Annotated in this window: 18 protein-coding genes; 6 read left to right on the top strand and 12 right to left on the bottom strand. The window is 68.5% G+C overall.

Annotation, left to right across the window (positions count from 1 at the left end):
- Position 1: 1 nt before the first annotated feature.
- The 4 genes from N802_RS10605 to N802_RS10620 all read right to left on the bottom strand — a co-directional run bounded on the left by N802_RS10605 (position 2) and on the right by N802_RS10620 (position 5,384).
- Positions 2–1,873 (bottom strand): acetolactate synthase large subunit, encoded by a 1,872-nt coding sequence (locus N802_RS10605; RefSeq protein ID WP_035915908.1) that lies wholly within the window; start codon positions 1,871–1,873, stop codon positions 2–4.
- A gap of 245 nt (positions 1,874–2,118) precedes the next feature.
- A complete protein-coding gene (ilvD, locus tag N802_RS10610; protein ID WP_035915909.1) occupies positions 2,119–3,819 on the bottom strand; it encodes a dihydroxy-acid dehydratase in 1,701 nt (566 codons plus the stop codon).
- A 55-nt stretch (positions 3,820–3,874) separates the two neighbouring features.
- A complete protein-coding gene (locus tag N802_RS10615) occupies positions 3,875–4,423 on the bottom strand; it encodes a SixA phosphatase family protein (protein ID WP_035915911.1) in 549 nt (182 codons plus the stop codon).
- A 31-nt stretch (positions 4,424–4,454) separates the two neighbouring features.
- On the bottom strand, positions 4,455–5,384 hold the full coding sequence (locus N802_RS10620; RefSeq protein WP_035915913.1) for a 2-hydroxyacid dehydrogenase: 930 nt from the start codon (positions 5,382–5,384) through the stop codon (positions 4,455–4,457).
- Positions 5,385–5,449: 65 nt separating this feature from the next.
- Between N802_RS10620 and N802_RS10625 the strand changes: the two genes are divergently transcribed.
- Both N802_RS10625 and N802_RS10630 read left to right on the top strand, forming a co-directional pair.
- Positions 5,450–6,625, top strand: coding sequence for a PQQ-dependent sugar dehydrogenase (locus N802_RS10625; protein WP_035915919.1), 1,176 nt, complete (start codon positions 5,450–5,452; stop codon positions 6,623–6,625).
- Positions 6,626–6,738: 113 nt separating this feature from the next.
- The gene (locus N802_RS10630; protein WP_035916211.1) at positions 6,739–7,353 is read left to right on the top strand and encodes a DUF937 domain-containing protein; all 615 of its coding nucleotides are present in this window, start codon (positions 6,739–6,741) and stop codon (positions 7,351–7,353) included.
- A gap of 123 nt (positions 7,354–7,476) precedes the next feature.
- Here N802_RS10630 and N802_RS10635 read toward each other — a convergent pair whose 3' ends face one another.
- From N802_RS10635 to gatC, 4 genes are all read right to left on the bottom strand, one after another.
- Entirely contained in the window at positions 7,477–8,928 is a 1,452-nt protein-coding gene (locus N802_RS10635) for a glyceraldehyde-3-phosphate dehydrogenase (RefSeq protein ID WP_035916213.1), read from the bottom strand.
- 96 nt (positions 8,929–9,024) lie between these two features.
- A complete protein-coding gene (gatB, locus tag N802_RS10640) occupies positions 9,025–10,551 on the bottom strand; it encodes an Asp-tRNA(Asn)/Glu-tRNA(Gln) amidotransferase subunit GatB (RefSeq protein ID WP_035915933.1) in 1,527 nt (508 codons plus the stop codon).
- A gap of 1 nt (position 10,552) precedes the next feature.
- On the bottom strand, positions 10,553–12,085 hold the full coding sequence (gatA, locus tag N802_RS10645) for an Asp-tRNA(Asn)/Glu-tRNA(Gln) amidotransferase subunit GatA (RefSeq protein ID WP_035915948.1): 1,533 nt from the start codon (positions 12,083–12,085) through the stop codon (positions 10,553–10,555).
- Positions 12,086–12,173: 88 nt separating this feature from the next.
- The gene (gatC, locus tag N802_RS10650) at positions 12,174–12,470 is read right to left on the bottom strand and encodes an Asp-tRNA(Asn)/Glu-tRNA(Gln) amidotransferase subunit GatC (protein ID WP_035915953.1); all 297 of its coding nucleotides are present in this window, start codon (positions 12,468–12,470) and stop codon (positions 12,174–12,176) included.
- Between the two features lie 88 nt (positions 12,471–12,558).
- Between gatC and N802_RS10655 the strand changes: the two genes are divergently transcribed.
- Together N802_RS10655 and N802_RS10660 are read left to right on the top strand one after the other, a co-directional pair.
- The gene (locus N802_RS10655; RefSeq protein WP_156971359.1) at positions 12,559–12,993 is read left to right on the top strand and encodes a hypothetical protein; all 435 of its coding nucleotides are present in this window, start codon (positions 12,559–12,561) and stop codon (positions 12,991–12,993) included.
- A complete protein-coding gene (locus N802_RS10660; protein WP_035915955.1) occupies positions 12,990–13,370 on the top strand; it encodes a hypothetical protein in 381 nt (126 codons plus the stop codon). The genes N802_RS10655 and N802_RS10660 overlap by 4 nt, the downstream gene beginning before the upstream one ends.
- A 27-nt stretch (positions 13,371–13,397) precedes the next feature.
- On the opposite strand, the gene N802_RS10665 is transcribed toward N802_RS10660, so the two are convergent.
- Entirely contained in the window at positions 13,398–13,766 is a 369-nt protein-coding gene (locus tag N802_RS10665; protein ID WP_035915967.1) for a hypothetical protein, read from the bottom strand.
- A 116-nt stretch (positions 13,767–13,882) separates the two neighbouring features.
- On the opposite strand from N802_RS10665, the gene N802_RS10670 reads away from it, so the two are divergent.
- Positions 13,883–14,185 carry a hypothetical protein gene (locus N802_RS10670; protein ID WP_035915968.1) on the top strand — a complete coding sequence of 101 codons (303 nt, stop codon included), beginning with the start codon at positions 13,883–13,885 and terminating at the stop codon, positions 14,183–14,185.
- Positions 14,182–15,219: a hypothetical protein gene (locus N802_RS10675; RefSeq protein WP_035915969.1), complete on the top strand. Its 1,038-nt coding sequence runs from the start codon at positions 14,182–14,184 to the stop codon at positions 15,217–15,219. Before N802_RS10670 ends, N802_RS10675 begins: the two co-directional genes overlap by 4 nt.
- Before the next feature lie 126 nt (positions 15,220–15,345).
- On the opposite strand, the gene N802_RS10680 is transcribed toward N802_RS10675, so the two are convergent.
- Genes N802_RS10680 through ligA form a run of 3 tightly spaced genes read right to left on the bottom strand, consistent with a single transcriptional unit; the run spans position 15,346 to position 18,492 of the window.
- The gene (locus tag N802_RS10680) at positions 15,346–15,966 is read right to left on the bottom strand and encodes a hypothetical protein (protein WP_156971360.1); all 621 of its coding nucleotides are present in this window, start codon (positions 15,964–15,966) and stop codon (positions 15,346–15,348) included.
- Positions 15,967–15,988: 22 nt separating this feature from the next.
- Positions 15,989–16,291 (bottom strand): hypothetical protein, encoded by a 303-nt coding sequence (locus tag N802_RS10685; protein ID WP_156971361.1) that lies wholly within the window; start codon positions 16,289–16,291, stop codon positions 15,989–15,991.
- Positions 16,292–16,329: 38 nt separating this feature from the next.
- The gene (ligA, locus tag N802_RS10690; protein WP_052109813.1) at positions 16,330–18,492 is read right to left on the bottom strand and encodes an NAD-dependent DNA ligase LigA; all 2,163 of its coding nucleotides are present in this window, start codon (positions 18,490–18,492) and stop codon (positions 16,330–16,332) included.
- Positions 18,493–18,627: the final 135 nt, after the last annotated feature.

Raw genomic sequence — 18,627 nt, forward strand, 5'->3', positions numbered from 1 at the left:
CTCAGTTCTCCTCGCTGTTGTCGGCGTCTTCGTCCTGCTCGAGCGCCTCGGAGTCCTCGCGGTCCCACTGCGGCGCAGTGTCCTTGGCGACCTGGATGGCGTCATTGCTCACGCCCGCCGGGACCATGGGCCACACCATCGCGTCACGGTGGACGACGAAGTCGACGACGACGGGGCGGTCGTTGATCGCCATCGCCTGACGGATCGTCTCGTCGACGTCCTCGGGTCGCTCGCATCGCAGCCCGGCGCAGCCGTAGGCATCCGCGAGCTTGACGAAGTCGGGGATGCGCGACCCGTCCGCGGACGTGTGCAGGTCGGTGTTGGAGTAGCGCTCGTTGTAGAAGAGCGACTGCCACTGGCGCACCATGCCGAGGCTGCTGTTGTTGATGACAGCAACCTTGATCGGGATGTTGTTGATGACGCAGGTCGCGAGCTCCTGGTTGGTCATCTGGAAGCAGCCGTCACCGTCGATCGCCCACACGGTGCGGTCGGCCTCGCCGACCTGGGCACCCATGGCGGCGGGCACGGCATACCCCATCGTCCCGAGACCACCGGAGTTGAGCCACGCACGCGGACGTTCGTACTGCACGAACTGTGCCGCCCACATCTGGTGCTGCCCGACGCCCGCGACGTAGACCGCCTCTGGACCGGCGATCGCGCTGAGTCGTTCGATGACGTACTGCGGGGCGAGGGTGCTGCCTTCGGGCTCGGTGTAGCCGACCGGGAAGTCGCGCTTCCAGCCGGCAGTGCGCTCCCGCCACTCGGCGTAGTCACCGGCGCGGCCGGCGTCGATGTCGGAGTCGACCGACTCGATGAGGTCGATGAGGACGTCCTTGCAGGAGCCCACGATCGGCACGTCGGCCTTGCGGTTCTTGGAGATCTCGGCCGGGTCGATGTCGGCGTGGATGACCTTGGCCTCGGGCGCGAACGACGCGAGCTGGCCGGTGACGCGGTCGTCGAAGCGGGCGCCGAGCGTGATGAGCAGGTCGGACTTCTGCAGGGCCGTCACCGCGGCGACCGAGCCGTGCATACCCGGCATGCCGAGGTGCAGTTCGTGACTGTCGGGCAGCGCGCCGCGCGCCATGAGCGTCGTGACGACCGGAATCTGGGTGAGTTCGACGAACTGGCGCAACTCCTCGCTCGCGTCGGCCCGGATGACGCCGCCGCCGACGTAGAGCACAGGACGGCGAGCAGCCGCGATGAGCTTGGATGCCTCGCGGATCTGCTTGGTGTGCGGACGGGTCACTGGGTGGTAGCCGGGCAACTCGATCCGCGGTGGCCACGAGAACGTCGTCTTCGCCTGGAGCGCGTCCTTGCTGATGTCCACGAGCACCGGACCCGGGCGGCCCGTCGAGGCGATGTGGAACGCCTCGGCGATGACGCGTGGGATGTCGGCCGCATTGGTGACGAGGTAGTTGTGCTTCGTGATCGGCATGGTGATGCCCCGAATGTCGGCCTCCTGGAAGGCGTCCGTGCCGATGGAGGCACTCGCCACCTGACCGGTGATGGCGACGATCGGGACCGAGTCCATGTGGGCGTCCGCGAGCGCAGTGACGAGGTTCGTCGCGCCGGGTCCGGAGGTCGCCATGCAGACGCCGACCTTGCCCGTCGCGGAGGCGTAGCCCTCGGCCGCGTGCCCAGCGCCTTGCTCGTGACGGACGAGGATGTGCCGCACCTTGACCGAGTCGAGGAGCGGGTCATAGGCCGGGAGGATCGCACCGCCCGGGATGCCGAAGACCGTGTCGACCTCCATGGCCTCGAGGGAGAGTACGAGGCTCTGGGCTCCGGTCACCTCGAGTGGAGCCTTGGCTCTGGCCTGCTCGGCGAGCCGCGCCGGTGTGGGCGCTGGGGAGGCTGCGTGGGTCTCGCTCACGTCGTCACCATCTTCGGTCGTGGGTGCTTGCTGGGTCCTGCGTGTGGCCACAAAAAAACCCTCCCGTCCCACGTGGTGGGGACGATGGAGGGAGGCGCCTGGCCGGTCCTGTCAGAGGAGGCCGGGCGCCGGGGGAAGTACGAGAATTCGGGACACGTGATGACTCTCCCCCGCCGTGGACACCGTGTCAATGTGTGAGACGCCACGTCCCACGATGCGGTCGCGTCGTGGGACGTGGCGGTGCATCAGTCGCAGACGGCGCCGTTGCTCGCGGAGCCGACGAGCTTGCGGTACTTCGCGAGCACGCCGCGCGTGTACTTCGGCTCGGGGTGCGTGACACCGGCACCCCGGCGGCGCTGGAGCTCGGCCTCGTCGACGAGAAGATCGAGGGTGCCGTTCGCCACGTCGAGGCGGATTCCGTCGCCGTCCTGCACGAACGCGATCGGGCCCTCGTCGACCGCCTCGGGCGCGACGTGACCGACGCACAACCCGGTCGTGCCGCCGGAGAAACGGCCATCGGTCAGCAACAAGACGTCCTTGCCCAGGCCCGCGCCCTTGATGGCACCGGTGACGGCGAGCATCTCGCGCATGCCGGGTCCCCCCTTGGGGCCCTCGTAGCGAATGACCACGACGTCCTGCGGCTTGAGCTGACCCTGCTCGACGGCATCCATGGCCGCGCGCTCACCGTTGAAGACGCGGGCAGTGCCCTCGAAGACATCGGTGTCGAAGCCGGCCGACTTCACGACCGCGCCTTCCGGAGCCAGCGACCCCGAGAGGATCGTCAGGCCGCCCGTCTTGTGGATCGGCTCGGCCATGGCCCGCACGACGTTGCCGTCAGGGTCGGGCGGGCGGATGTCGGCGAGGTTCTCGGCCACGGTGCGACCGGTGACCGTGAGGGCGTCGCCGTGAAGCAGTCCGGCGTCGAGGAGCGCCTTCATGACGACCGGCACACCGCCGACCCGGTCGATGTCCGTCATGACGAACTGGCCGAAGGGCTTCACGTCCGCCAGGTGCGGGACCTTCGCGCCGATCCGCTGGAAGTCGCCGATCGACAGGTCGACCTCGGCCTCGTGCGCGATCGCGAGGAGGTGGAGCACCGCATTCGTCGAGCCACCGAAGGCCATGACGACGGCAATGGCGTTCTCGAACGCCTCCTTGGTCATGATCTGACGCGCGGTGATGCCGCGCCGCAGCAACTCGACAACCGCCTCACCGGACTTGCGGGCGAACCCGTCACGGCGGCGGTCGGTGGCGGGCGGGGCGGCCGATCCGGGCAGGGACATGCCCATCGCCTCGGCGACCGACGCCATGGTGTTGGCGGTGTACATGCCGCCACACGCGCCCTCGCCGGGACAGATCGCACGCTCGATGGCGTCGACGTCCTCGCGCGACATCTTCCCCGCGGCGCATGCACCCACAGCCTCGAACGCGTCGATGATCGTCACGGTCTTCTCGGAGCCGTCCGAGAGCTTCGCGATCCCGGGAAGGATGGACCCGGCATACAGGAAGACCGACGAGAGGTCGAGACGCGCGGCGGCCATGAGCATGCCCGGCAAGGACTTGTCGCAGCCGGCCAGGAGGACGGAGCCGTCGAGGCGCTCGGCATTCATGACCGTCTCGACCGAGTCGGCGATGATCTCGCGCGAGACGAGCGAGAAGTGCATGCCCTCGTGGCCCATCGAGATGCCGTCGGACACGGAGATCGTGCCGAACTCGAGGGGGTAGCCGCCGCCCGCGTGCACGCCGTCCTTGACGGCCTTGGCGAGGCGGTCGAGCGAGAGGTTGCAGGGAGTGATCTCGTTCCAGGAACTCGCGACACCGACCTGCGGCTTGACCCAGTCGTCGTCGCCCATGCCTACGGCCCGGAGCATGCCTCGAGCGGCGGTCTTCTCCAGGCCGTCGGTGACGTCGCGTGAACGGGGCTTGATGTCGGGCTGGTCGCTCATGGGGTCACTCTAGGACCCGTGTCCACGGGGTGGGACGCCGATCTCACTCTCCGGCTCAGGCCTCGGCGGACTCGCGGTCGTCGGCCCGCGCGACATGGAAGCGGTCGAGGCGCGCGACGCCTGCAGCAAGGTCGGACCAGTGACCGGAGAAGCGGAGCACCGCCACTCCCGCCGTCGGGTAGCCCTCGCTGAGGGCATCGTGCGCCCGCTCGCTTCCCTGGCCTTCGGCCAGAATCGACGCAAGGGCCGGTATGCCGGGTGCGTGCCCGACGATCATCACGACATTGGCGTCCTGGTCGGCTTCACGGGCGACCTCGAGCAGCCGCTCGGCAGAAGCGTTGTAGATACGGCGGTCGTGGTGGACGTCCGCCTCCGAGCACCCGGCCTGCCACACGCCCTCGCAGGTCTGCTGGGTGCGCGCGGACGTGGAGCACAGGACCTCGTCGACCCCGATGCCCTGGTCACAGAGCCACCGGCCCACCTCGCGAGCGTCACGCATCCCGCGCTTGGTGAGTTCGCGCTCGTGGTCGTTGTCATAGCCGCCCTGCTCGGCCTTGGCATGGCGCACGAGCACGAGCGTCCTGTCCTCAGCAGCAGCCGTCATGCCTTGAGTCTGCCCCGCCCCGGCGAGGTTGTCAGGTCTTGACAATCGGCCTGACGAGGTGGCGTGGTTCGTGTCCCTGGGCCAGCCCACCGAGCTGTTCGCGCAGCAAGGCGGCCATCATCGGCACGAGCGCGTCGGTGTTGCCGCCCGCGTGCGGAGTGATGAGGACGTCGGGGGCCGACCAGAGCGGATGGCCGTCGGGCAGCGGCTCAGGATCGGTCACGTCGAGGGCGAGTCGGAGACGTCCGGCATGCCTCACGAGAGCGTCGGTGTCGGCGACCGGGCCACGGGCGACGTTGACGAGGAGAGCCCCGTCCGGCATCGCCGAGAGGAAGTCGTCGTCGACGAGCGCTGAGGTCGAGTCGTTGAGCGGGACGATGACCACGACCACGTCCTGGTGGGGCAGGAGGTCGGGTAACTCCTCGATGCCGTGGATGGTGTCGACGATGTCGTCGCCGGCCCTTGCGCGTGACGCCGCGGCGGTCAGCCTCACGTCAAAAGCGTTGAAACGATGGGCGATCGCCTTCCCGACCGCTCCGTAGCCGACGACGAGCACGCGACGTCCGACCAAGGACGTGCGCTGCCCGAGCGGCACCCACTGAGCCTGGTCCCCCCGCCGCACCGCGTCAGGGATTCCGCGCAGGGAGGCGATGGTCAGCCCTACGGCGAGCTCCGCCGTCACCGCGTCATAGACCCCTGCTGCGTTGGCCACGGGGACGTGTTCCGGGACGACCTCGAGCACCCCGTCGAACCCGGCCGACTGGAGCTGGACGAGTCGCACGTTCGGCAGGTCGGCGACGGGCGCGAGCTTCTCCGCCGCCCCCAGATAGGGGGCAACGACGACCTCGATGCGGTCGTCCGGCGCCGGGCCCGAGCCCGGATCCCACAGGACCGCCTCGATGCCGCCGACCTCACCGACGGCATCACGCAGGACAGGGTCCGGGAACGACACGACGAGCATGGCCCGAATCTAGGCGACGGCGGCGTTCCCATGGAGTTCCGGGCTGTTTCACGACAGGATCGGGTATGCCGTCCGCTCACCTCGCGCTCCCCGCCCGCCGTGGCATCGTCCCCACCGGAGTCGGCCTGACCCTCGCCCTGGTGCTGGTGGGGTGCGGCGGATCCGGCGATGGGACTGAACCGCCATCGACCTCTCCCCCGGCCTCCGCGAGTTCCACGGCACCGTCGCCCACTCCAACCTCAACGTCGACCGGCACACCCACTGGACCCATCCCGACCGGGGCGCCCACCGACGTGTCGACGGGCCTGGACGTGCCGTGGGGGATCGCCTTCCTTCCTGACGGCGATGCACTGGTCACCCTGCGCGACCGCGCCGAGGTCGTCCGGGTCGCCCCCGACGGCAGCCGCACCAGCCTCGGGAACATCGCAGGCGTCGATGCCAGCGGAGAGGGCGGCCTTCTCGGCGTTGCCGTGTCACCGACGTTCGCCACGGACTCGACCGTGCACCTCTACTTCACCGCCGAGGGCGACAACCGCGTCGTGCGCACGACCCTCGGGGCAGATGGGTTCGGTTCTGTGACACCGGTGCTCACCGGCATACCGAAGGCTGGGAACCACAACGGCGGGCGCATCGCGTGGGGTCCGGACAGGTTCCTCTACGTCGCGACGGGAGACGCTGCCGAGCCGTCGCGTTCACAGGACCGGGCCAACCTGGGCGGCAAGATTCTTCGGATCACGGCGGATGGATCGCCCGCGCCGGGGAACCCGTTCGCTGGGAGCCGCGTCTGGAGCCTGGGGCATCGCAACGTCCAGGGCTTGGCCTGGGCCGAGGACGGGACGATGTATGCCAGTGAGTTCGGTCAGAACAGCTGGGACGAGCTCAACGCCATCGAGCCCGGCAAGAACTACGGCTGGCCCGAGGTCGAGGGCATCGAGAGCGGTGGGGACTTCGTCGCCCCGATCGCGCAATGGGCAACGTCTGACGCCTCCCCCAGCGGAATCGTCGTCGGTCCCGATGGCGCCGTCTATCTCGCAGCCCTGAGGGGCGAGTCGCTCTGGAAGGTTCCCGTGGATGCAGGACGGCGCACGGGCGAGCCGGTTCGCTTGTTGCAGAGCCGGTTCGGGCGGATCCGGGACGTCGTGACGGCACCGGACAGGAGTCTGTGGATCCTGAGCAACAACACCTTCCGCGGCGACCCGCGGCCCGGCGACGACCGCATCGTGCGGGTTCCGGTCGGCTGAGGGGTTGGCTCGCCGATCGGAGCGAACTCCCCGCTCACGGCGGCGTGGTGGTTAAGTTGAGTGCAGTGGTGGGCGCCGAAGCCCACCGGACCCACGAGAGGTGGCACCACACGATGGCCGCAGTTGACGAGATCCTTCAGAACCTTCCCATCGACCAGCTCGCGCAGCAGGTCGGCGCCGACCCGCAAGAGGTGCAGCAGGCCGCCCAGTCGGCCCTGCCCGCGCTCCTCGGCGGTCTCCAGGCGAACGCACAGGACCCGGGTGGCGCGAGCTCGCTCCTCGAGGCACTCGGCCAGCACAACGACGACATGCTCCAGGGTGGCGTCGACCTCGGTCAGGTCGATGAGGCAGATGGCCAGAAGATCGCCTCGCACATCTTCGGGTCCAACGAGGAGCAGGTCTACTCCGCGCTCGGTGGCACCGGCGCCGGCGGTGGCCTGGTCAAGAGGCTCATCCCGATCCTCGCCCCGATCGTCCTGTCCTACATCGCCAACAAGGTCCTCAAGGGTGGCGGCGGCGGCCTCGGCGGTGGCGGTGCCGCGCCGGCCCCCGGTGGCACGGACAACACGGCCCAGGGTGGTCCGGGCTCGCTGGACTCGATGCTGCAGGACGTGCTCGGCGGAGCAGTCGGTGGCGGGACGACGCAGACCCAGCAGGCACCGCAGCAGCAGGCTGGAGGCTCGATCCTCGACGTGCTCGGTGGCCTCCTTGGCGGCGGCCGCCGCTGAAGGTGAGTCGCCTCGGCTGAGAAGCAGTCGAGAGTAGAAGAAGTCCCGCCCCGGTACGCCCGGGGCGGGACTTCTTCTACTCTCGACCGGGCGTGGGGCCCGTCGGCGGCGCGGTGGCGCGGATCAGACGCGGGGGAAGGCCGGGGGGTGGACCTTCGCCATCTCCTCAAGGACGCGCACGACCTGGCAGGAGTAGCCGAACTCGTTGTCGTACCAGACATAGAGCACGCAGCGATCGCCGGACGTGATGGTGGCGCGGCCGTCGACGATGCCGGCGTGACGGTTGCCCACGAAGTCGGTCGAGACGACGTCGGGGCTGTCGATGAAGTCGAGCTGCTTGTGCATGTCACCGTAGAGCGACGTGTGGCGGAGGTAGTCGTTGAGCGACTCGCGCTCGACCGCCTTGTCGAGGGTGAGGTTGAGGATCGCCATCGACACGTCCGGGGTGGGGACCCGGATGGAGTTGCCGGTGAGCTTGCCCTCGAGCTCAGGGAGCGCCTTGGCGACGGCCTTGGCGGCACCCGTCTCGGTGAGGACCATGTTGAGCGCGGCGGACCGACCGCGGCGCTCGCCCTTGTGGAAGTTGTCGATGAGGTTCTGGTCGTTGGTGAACGAGTGGACCGTCTCGACGTGGCCGCCGACGATGCCGTACTCGTCGTTGATCGCCTTGAGGGCCGGCACGATGGCGTTCGTGGTGCATGACGCCGCCGTGACGATGCGGTCGTCGTCGCCGATCGCGTCGTCGTTGATGCCGCTGACGATGTTGGGCAGGTCGCCCTTGCCCGGCGCGGTGAGGAGGACGCGCGCGACGCCGGGGCACTCGAGGTGCTGGGCGAGCCCCGCCTCGTCGCGCCAGCGACCCGTGTTGTCGACGACGATCGCGTCGTTGATCCCGTATGCCGTGTAGTCGACGGTTGCGGGGTTGTCCGAGTAGATGACCTGGATGAGCGTGCCGTTGGCGAAGATCGTGTTGTTCTCCTCGTCGACGGTGATCGTGCCGGCGAAGGAGCCGTGGACCGAGTCGCGGCGCAGCAGGCTGGCCCGCTTGGCGAGGTCGTCGTCGGAGCCCTTGCGCACGACGATGGCGCGCAGCTTCAGGCCGTGGCCGCCGCCTGCGTGCTCGATGAGGATGCGTGCCAGCAGTCGGCCGATGCGACCGAACCCATAGAGCACGACATCGGTGCTGGGGCGAGCGTCGCCGCCACCCTGACCGACGACGTCACCGAGCTCATTGCGGAGGAACTCCTCGAGGGCAACGCCATCACCGGCCTCGAGGCGACGGCGGTGCAGGCGGGCGATGTCGATCGACGCCGGGCCGAGGTCGAGCGTCGCGAGCGCCTCGAGCACGGGAAGCGTGTCGACCACGTCGAGCTCGACGTCGACACGACGCGCGAACCGGTGGGCCTTGAGGATGTCGGTCGTGGACTGGCCGAGAAGGGGACGGCCGTGGATCGAGGTGACCACGCCGTTCTCACGGTAGAGGCGGCCCACGAGGGGGATCATCGCCTCGGCCTTGGCCTGCCGGTCGGCCCACTCGGCCAGGTGCTCGTCTGCTGGGGTGCTCTGTTGCGTCATCGTCACGAGCGTTCAGTCTAATGTCCCCGTGGACCACCTCTTGACACGACAGAGGCCGGGGTGGCTGACCTCACCCCGGCCTCACAGCGTCGAGCCTCAGCTCGTGAGCTTGGCGAGGATGATCTCGCGGGCCTTGCCGGCGTCGGCCTGGCCCTTCATCTCCTTCATGACCTGACCGATGAGCGCACCTGCGGCCTGCACCTTGCCGTCACGGACCTTCTGAGCCACATCGGCATTGGCCTCGATGACCTTGTCGACCGCCGCCTCGAGGGCGCCGTCGTCCTGGACGAGTTCAAGTCCGCGGGCGTCGGCCACGGCGGTCGGGGTGCCCTCACCGTCGAGGACGCCCTCCCACGCCTGACGCGCCATGGAGTCGTTGAGACGACCCGCCTTCACGAGGCCCTCGAGCTCGACGACGTGGGCCGGCGTGATGGAGCGCTCCGCGGCATACGACGCAACATCGGTCGCGCCCTCGGCGTTGGCGCGGCGGGCGATCTCACCGGACCACCACTTGCGCGCGCCGGCCGGGGTCGCGCCCGCATCGACGGTCTCGCCGATGAGGTCGACGAGGCCGGCGTTGAGGACGTCGCGCATCTCGAGGTCGCTGAAGCCCCAGTCGGACTGGAGGCGCTTGCGGCGCTGCGCCGGCGGCTCGGGGAGCGTGGCGCGCAGTGACTCAACGGTCTCGCGCGACGGCGCGACCGGAACGAGGTCGGGCTCGGGGAAGTAGCGGTAGTCGTCGGCGTCGGACTTCGGGCGACCGGACGTCGTGGCGCCGGTGTCCTCGTGCCAGTGGCGCGTCTCCTGGAGGATCGAGCCGCCAGCCTGCAGGACTGCTCCGTGGCGGCACATCTCGTAGCGCACGGCGCGCTCGACCGAGCGCAGCGAGTTGACGTTCTTGGTCTCGGTCCGGGTGCCGAGGGTCGTCGAGCCCTTGGGCATGAGTGAGAGGTTGACGTCGCAGCGCATCGAGCCCTGCTCCATCTTCACGTCGGACACGTCGAGCGCCTTGAGCAGGTCACGCAGGGTGGCAACATAGGCACGCGCGACCTCTGGCGCCCGCTCCCCCGCGCCGAGCATCGGCTTCGTGACGATCTCGATGAGCGGGATCCCGGCACGGTTGTAGTCGACGAGCGAGTGCGTCGCACCGTGGATGCGACCGGTCGAGCCACCGACGTGCAGCGACTTGCCCGTGTCCTCCTCCATGTGGGCGCGCTCGATCTCCACGCGGTAGGTCGTGCCGTCATCGAGTTCGACGTCGAGGAAGCCGTTGAACGCAATCGGCTCGTCGTACTGCGACGTCTGGAAGTTCTTGGGCATGTCCGGATAGAAGTAGTTCTTCCGGGCAAACCGGCACCACTCCGCGATCTCGCAGTTGAGCGCGAGACCGATCCGGATCGCCGACTCGACCGCCGTCTCGTTGACGACGGGGAGCGCTCCGGGCAGGCCGAGGCAGACCGGGCAGACCTGGGTGTTGGGCTCGGCGCCGAACTCGGTCGCGCAGCCACAGAACATCTTGGTGTTCGTGCCGAGCTCGACGTGCACCTCAAGACCCATGACCGGGTCGAAGGAGGCGAGGACGTCGTCGTAGGAGATCGTTGCTTCGGTGTCCACAACAGTCATGTCAGGCCCCCATCGAGGTCGAGCGTGCAGCGGAGAGTTCGGGTGCGCGGCCGAGCAGTGGACCGCCCCACGACGCGAGCAAGCGCTGCTCGAGAGCTGCGCCCACGGCATACAGGCGCTCGTCAGCAGCGGCGGGCGCGAGGATCTGGCAGCCGGCCGGAAGGCCGTCCTCGTCGGCGAGGCCGCTGGGCAGCGACATCCCGGGGACGCCCGCGAGGTTGGCGGGGATGGTCGCGACGTCGTTGAGGTACATCGCCATGGGGTCGTCGATCTTGTCGCCGAACTTGAACGCGGTCGTCGGCGCGGTCGGTGAGACGAGCACGTCGGCGGCCTCGAACGCACGGTTGAAGTCGTCGGCGATGAGGCGACGCACCTTCTGGGCCGAGCCGTAGTAGGCGTCGTAGTAGCCCGACGACAGCGCATAGGTGCCGAGGATGATGCGGCGCTTGACCTCGTCACCGAAGCCGGCGTCACGCGTGGCCGCCATGACCTGCTCGGCGCTCGGGTCGTCGAGGCCCTCGGGGAGCACACGAAGGCCGTAGCGCATGGCGTCGAACTTCGCGAGGTTCGACGACGCCTCGCTCGGGAGGATCAGGTAGTAGGCCGCGAGGGCCGCCGTGAAGCTCGGGCACGAGACCTCGACGACCTCGGCTCCGGCATCGACGAGGTGCTGAACCGACTCGTCGAAGCGTGCCTGGACACCGGCCTGGAAGCCCTCACCGGTGAGCTCGCGGACGATGCCGATCTTCATGCCCTTGACGTCGGCGCGGCGAGCAGCCTCGACGACGGCCGGGACGGGCGCATTGATCGACGTCGAGTCCAGCGGGTCGTGCCCACCCATGACCTCGTGGAGGAGGGCGGCATCGAGCACGGTGCGGGTGCACGGGCCGGCCTGGTCGAGCGAGGACGCAAGCGCCACGAGGCCGTAGCGCGAGACACCGCCATAGGTCGGCTTGGTGCCGACGGTGCCCGTGACGGCCGCAGGCTGCCGGATCGAGCCACCGGTGTCGGTGCCGATGGCGAGCGGCGCCTGGAACGACGCGACGACTGCGCTGGAGCCACCGCCGGAACCGCCGGGGATGCGCTCGAGGTCCCAGGGGTTGCGGGTCGGGCCATAGGCGGAGTGCTCCGTCGACGACCCCATCGCGAACTCGTCCATGTTGGTCTTGCCCAGGATCGGCATACCGGCCTGCTTGAGGCGCGTCACGACCGTCGCGTCGTAGGGCGGGATCCAGCCCTCGAGGATTTTGCTGCCGCACGTCGTCGGCAGGCCCTGGGTCGCCATGACGTCCTTGACCGCGATCGGCACACCGGCGAGCTGGTGCAGCTGCTCCCCCGCCTGACGGCGCGCGTCGATGTCACGCGCGGTCGCGAGGGCGCCCTCACGGTCGACGTGGAGGTAGGCGTGGACGTCGCCGTCGACGGCGTCGGTCCGGTTCAGCAGCGCCTGGGTCACCTCGACCGAACTCGTCTCACCCTTGGAGAGGAGGTCGGCAAGATCGGCGGCGCTGGCGCGGGTCAGATCGGTGGTCACGTCGGTCCTTGCGGTCTTGAGTCTGTGGCGGTGCGGGGAAGAACGGTGAGGTATGCCGTGTGCTCACCACACGGCATACGCGCGGCTTTCAGTCCTCGTCGAGGATGCGGGGAACGGAGAAGCGCTGCTGGTCGGCCTCGGGGGCGCCCGCGAGGGCGGCCTCGGCGCCGAGGCTCGGGCGCACGACGTCGGGGCGGGTGACGTTGACGAGCGGCATCGGGTGGCTCATCGGCTCGACACCCTCGATCGGCGACTGCTGCACGGTTGCCACGGACTCGAGGATGACGCCCAGCTCGCCGACCATCTTGTCGAGCTCGGCGTCGGAGAGGTCGATACGGGCGAGACCGGCGAGGTGCGCCACGTCGTCGCGGGAGAGTTCAGCCATGCGCGCCAGTCTAGGCGGGATCCGAGGCAGGCCTTGCCGCGGTCCGACCGTCCGCTGACCCTTGTGGCACGTGGGTAGGGTGCTCGCCATGTCCACGACTCCAGAGGAAGACCGGCGTCGCGCGCGCCGGTGGGACGATCCGGACGGCGCCGTCGAAGCGGCACAGGAACGTGCCAGACTCGCGACCGACTGGAGTGCCCAGATGATGGCATTGACCGGGACAGGCGAGGCCGAGCGAGGTGGGATCTCCGTCGAAGTGGACGCCGAGGGAGTGCTGCGGCGACTGAGCGTGACCGACGTCGTGGCCTCCAAGGGCGGCCGAGTGGTCGAGCTCGGCGTTCTCACCGCGGTTCGCGCCGCGCAGTCCGACGTCGTGCAGCAGGCCGAGGCGCTGACCGCCCAGGCCTGGGGAGCCGACTCGCGCACCGCGCAGATCGTCAGCCAGGAGTACGGCGCGAACCTCACGGCCCCCAGCACTCAGGCGCTGCCCAACACCTCTGGTCCGGACGGAGGCACCTGGTGAGCGCCCCCGGATCACGTGACGGCGGCCTCGAAGGCGACATCCCCGCTCAGGGAGACCTCGACCGTGCCGTCGCCAAGGCCCGCGCGGCCTTCGCCTGGCGCGCCGAGGTCGACAGCCTCTCCGGAGAAGGAGTCGCGGACGGAGTACGCGCCGAGGTGACCGGGTCGGGAGGGCTCCGGGCTCTGACCGTGCCCACAGCAGCCTGCCGGGAAGGTGGGGACGCGGTGGCACGCAGCATCATGGCTGCAGTCGGCGAGGCGCAGAGGGACGTGTCTCGCCAGATCCGTCAGAGCGCCGCGGCGACCTTTGGCGAGGACTCGGGAGAGGTCACGTCGATCAGCTCGTCGCTGGCCACGAAGTTCGGCTTCGTCGAATAGGTCCGACGCCTGGTCCGCCACCGCGCCTCAGGACCAGGCGCGCACGACCAGCCGGGCCAACTGCCACACCGCTCGGGCCATCCCCAGCGTCAGCCCGATGGACACCATGGTCCAGAACCCCCATCGGATGAGGAGACCCCCGCTGCTCCCGGGTTGCGGGGCTCGCATCGCGCTCCACCAGTGGTTCTCGGCGAGCGGCCCATAACCCCCGTCCGACTGGGGAAGAAAGGGCAACCACCAGTCCCCCGCCTCACGCGCCCGCAAGGCCTCCGCGATGACGGGTCGGACGATGACCCACCACACGGCGGCCAAGATGGCCGCGACGCCGAGGAGTGCGAGGAGTGCGAAAACGCGCGCGCCCCACACAAGGAAGTCAGTGTCGGTCTCGGTTGGCACGCAGCGACCCTAACTCGGCCAGGCCATGCTCCTGCGATGGGGAGTGCTCCCCATCGCCGCACCGCCGACGGCTCCCTAGGATGACTCCGCACACTGTCCATGGGAGGGGCTCAGACATGCAGTTTCACGTACGACCGGACGACATCGGCGGTCACGCCAAGGAGGTCGGCGGTTACACGACTCGGCTGAGCGCGGCTGCCTCCGCGGGGGAGACCACGCTCGATTCCCAGGCGTTCGGCCTCATCAACGTCTTCCTGGCAAGCGCGGCGACGGCGATCGCGGGCGCGGCGCAGCGTGGCGTCGAGAACAGTTCCAAGGACATGACCGAGACCATGAGGAACCTCAAGCAGGTCGTCAGGCAGTACGACAGCGACGACGACTCTGCCAAGAGTCGTGTCAGCAAGGCGGCAGAGAAGTGAGCAACAACCCGTTCGTCGTCAACCCGGAGGCCCGCAGCTGGCACAGTGGAGCCGGCCTGCTCGACTCCGGCATGGGCGTGGTGAACGCCATCAACGACGAGAGCTGGGTCGACTTCGCCCTCTCGGGTGTGGCCGCCGGCTTCGACGTCGCGGCCACGATCTCAGACCCCCTCGGAAGCCTTTTCGCTGCCGGGATCGGTTGGATTATCGACCACCTCGACCCGATCAAGGGGTGGTTCGACGACCTCACCGGCAACCCCGAAGCCGTCAAGGCCTTCGCCGGCACGTGGCTCAACGTCTCCATTGGTGTGGGTGGTGTTCGGGACGACTTCAGGGAGGAGTCGAACAGGAGCCTGGAGGGCATGACCGGCCCCAACATCGAGGCCTATCGCGAGCATGTGCGAAATGAGCTCCGCAAGCTCAAACTGCTCGAGGTCGGCACCGGTGCCGTATCCGTCGGGTTCGAGGCCTGCGCCGTCATCGTCGCCTTCGTCCACGGGTTGCTTCGTGACGCGCTCTCGCAGATCGTGGGGGCGATCTGCAGCTACGTCGCCGAGCTCGTCATCACCTTGGGCGCCGCAACCCCACTCGTCATCCACCAGGCAACGACGCGCGTATCCGCTCTCGCGTCCGAGATCATCCCGAAAATCAAGGGGCTGAAGAACTCGGTGCGTGACCTCGACGACCTCGTGAGCCAGCTCAAGGACATCCTCAACGACATCCCGCGGTTCTTGGGTGACCGCTACAGCGTCCCGAACCACCCGAACCTCAAGTGGCGCTCTGTGCTCAACGAGGATGGCGGCTGGCTCAAGAAGATCCCCGGCATCGACAAGGCCACCGTCAGCGAGCAGTGGGCAGTCGTCCAGGCGCGCCAGCAGTACCAGTGGCTCATCAACCGCGACCCGGCACTCTTCGACAAGGCAGTCGCAGAAGCGCTCACGAATGCGAAGCCGACCAATGTCATGGACGCACTGAAGGCCATCTCGGCAGCGGTCGACCGTCAGACGAACCGGGAGCCGGTCACGAGCGGCTGAGGACTGAGAAAGCCCGATGCCGCGCATGACGGGGATGACGGGGATGACGGGGATGACGGGGATGACGTCAAGGGTCGTGACGAGCACCAAAGGCCAAGAGCGCAAGGGGACGTTCCACGTCAGTCGTCAGTCCAGTCGGTCGTGTCCAGCGTTCGAGACCAGCTCCACGCCCAGGACCGCGGCCGTCGACTCATCTCGGACCACCTGAGGGCGTATCGACGCCCAATGACGCAACATCGCCACCGCGGCATCCCAGTCGGCCTCAGCACGAGTCACTCGGGCGATGAGTCCTGACGCCTCGGAAAGCACCTCGAACCGCTCTGGGCGGTTCGCGGCATTGACCGGCCCTCCTTGAGGCACCCAACGAACCGTCTCGATCTCGGGGAGGTCGAAGCGGCCACGACCGAAGGGTGCCTCGACACCGTTGACGTCCAGGACAGAGCGATACGTGAGGAGCACCTTGATGCTGGGTGGGAGGATCAGGAGGAAGAACAGGACGATGACCCACCCGACGATTGCCCCGACCACGCCGAGCCCCGAGTCACGCACAGGAGCCATCCAGTCGCGCTCACGGAAGGCGAAGACCACGACAGACATCATCGCCAGCCACACCCCAAGAAGGAGGATGGGCCCGAACCAACGCATCCACCCCGGCGGTCCGATGATCACGGGCGCAGGATGACTGTCTCGGTCCTGCTGCTCCATGTCCTCCACCCCACCCAGTCTGCCGGACGGTCCGTGGGTCACGGCGCTCAGGCTGCTCCACCTCTCAACTCCCGCCGAGCTGTGCCAACCTGATCGCCAGCATGAGCGGGTAGTAGCCGAGTCCGGCAACGACGTAGGTCCAGATCAACCATCGCGTCACGAGACCCAGCATCGTGCGCCTGTGGGGTGCGGGCGCCCTGAAGGACGCCAGGGAGCGAGAGTTCGCAAGGATCCCGTAGCGACCGCGGGCATTCTGCTCGAAGGGGCGCCACCACTCGCCTGCGCGCAGACCCGCCACGACCCCCCTGGCAAGGGGAACGGCAACCAACAGCCAGATTCCGCCGAAGAGCGCCAAGCTCAAGAGCATCGACACAGCGACAGCACGATCAGGGTGTAGCCCTGTGATCACGCCTCGGACCCAGCCCCGGCAGAACCGGATTCGAGCAAGGTGACGAAACCGGCCTCGTCGAGGATCGTCAGCCCCAACTCGCGTGCCTTGGTCTCCTTGGACCCTGCGCCCGGGCCGACGACGACGTAGTCGGTCTTCTTGGAGACCGACCCCGACGCCTTGCCACCACGGCTCAGGATGGCCTCCTTGGCCTCGTCGCGGCTGAAGCCCTCCATCGACCCCGTGACGACGACGGTGAGCCCGGCGAGGGTCTGCTCGATCGACTCGTCGCGCTCGTCCTCCATGCGCACACCGTCGGCGGCCCACTGGTCGACGATCGCGACGTGCCAGTCGTTACCCTCGCGGTCGAACCAGTCGCGCACCGAGTCGGCGATGATGCCGCCGACCCCTTCGGCGCCAGCAAGTTCCTCGACGCTCGCGGCCCGGATCGCGTCCATGGAGCCGAAGTGTTGTGCGAGTGCTCGAGCCGCCGTCGGTCCGACGTGGCGGATCGAGAGCCCCACGAGGACCCGCCAGAGGGGTTGCTTCTTGGCCGAGGCCAGGTTGGCGACGAGCTTGGCGCCGTTGGCTGACAGCACCCTGCCGTCGATGACCGCCTCGACGGCATCGGTCTTCTTTGCCGCGCGGGTGTAGAGCGGGACGCGCGCGATGTCGGCCTCGGTCAGTCCGAAGAGCGTTGACTCGTCAGTGAGCACCCCGGACTCGAGCAGCGCCACGGCACCTTCGTAGCCCAGGGCCTCGATGTCGAACGCCCCACGCCCGGCGAGGCTCGAGAGTCGCTCGCGGAGCTGCGCCGGACACGCGCGAGTGTTGGGGCACCGGATGTCCTTGTCGCCCTCCTTCTCCGGGGCGAGCGTCGTGCCGCACGCAGGACACTCGGTCGGCATGACGAACTCGCGCTCTGTGCCGTCACGCAGGTCGACGACCGGGCCGAGGATCTCGGGAATGACGTCGCCGGCCTTGCGCAACACGATGGTGTCGCCGATGAGCACGCCCTTGCGCGCCACCTCGGTCGCGTTGTGGAGGGTCGCTCGCTCGACCGTCGACCCCGCCACGACGACGGGCTTCATGACGCCGAACGGTGTCACCCGACCGGTTCGCCCGACGCCCACCTGGATGTCGAGGAGGACGGTGTTGACCTCCTCCGGCGGGTACTTGTAGGCAATGGCCCATCGCGGTGCCCGCGACGTCGCACCGAGCTGCCGCTGCATCGCGATCTCGTCGACCTTGACGACGACCCCGTCGATCTCGTGCTCGACGTCGTGCCGGTGCTCCCCCGTCGAGACGATGAACTCGTTGACCGCCTCGATCGTGTCGACGACCCGGAAATGGGTCGAGACGGGCAGACCCCACGCCTGCAACGCGGCATACGCCTCGCTCTGTCTCGTGAGGGCGAAGCCCTCGCGCTTGCCGATGCCGTGGACGAGCATGCGCAGCTGTCGACTCGCCGTGACCCGAGGGTCCTTCTGCCGCAACGATCCTGCGGCCGTGTTGCGCGGGTTGGCGTAGGGCGGCTTGCCTGCCTCCACGAGTTGCGCGTTGAGCTCAGCGAACGCCTCGATCGGGAAATAGACCTCCCCGCGCACCTCGACGAGGTCCGGCACCGGGTGCTTCCTGGTCCCCTTGAGTTCGGTCGGTATGCCGTGCACGGTCCGGACGTTGAGCGTCACGTCCTCGCCCGTCCGGCCATCACCGCGGGTGAGCGCGCGGGTGAGTTTGCCCTTCTCGTAGAGAAGGTTCACGGCGAGCCCGTCGATCTTGAGTTCGCAGAGGTAGTGGAAGCCGTTGCCGGCGTCCCGCGTCACACGGGCGTTCCACTCCAGCATCTCCTCCGGGGAGAAGGCGTTGTCGAGGCTGAGCATCCGCTCGAGGTGATCGGCGGCCTGGAAGTCGGTCGAGAAGATCGCGCCACCCACGGTCTGCGTCGGACTCTCCGGGGTACGCAGTGACGGGTACTCGTCCTCGAGCGCGTTGAGTCGCTTCATGAGGGTGTCGTACTCGCCGTCGCTGACCGTCGGGCTGTCCTTGACGTGGTAGGCGAACTGGTGCGCGGTCGCCTGCTCCGCGAGGCCGGTCCACTCGTGTCGGACCTCCTCGGGCACCTCGGCTGCGGGTTCACCGGCGGACTCGGACACCACGGAAAGGTCGCTCTCAGTCACGCGCTCATCCTGCCGCACACCACCGACATCAACGTCAGCGCGATCGGACCGCTGGACGGCTTCCCTGACGTATGCCGTCCGCGCGCCGTCGTCCGCGCATCACGGTTGCGTTTCGTTGCACCAATACACCCCCGA

It is taken from the genome of Knoellia sinensis KCTC 19936, from assembly GCF_000768705.1.
Classification (GTDB): Bacteria; Actinomycetota; Actinomycetes; order Actinomycetales; family Dermatophilaceae; genus Knoellia; species Knoellia sinensis.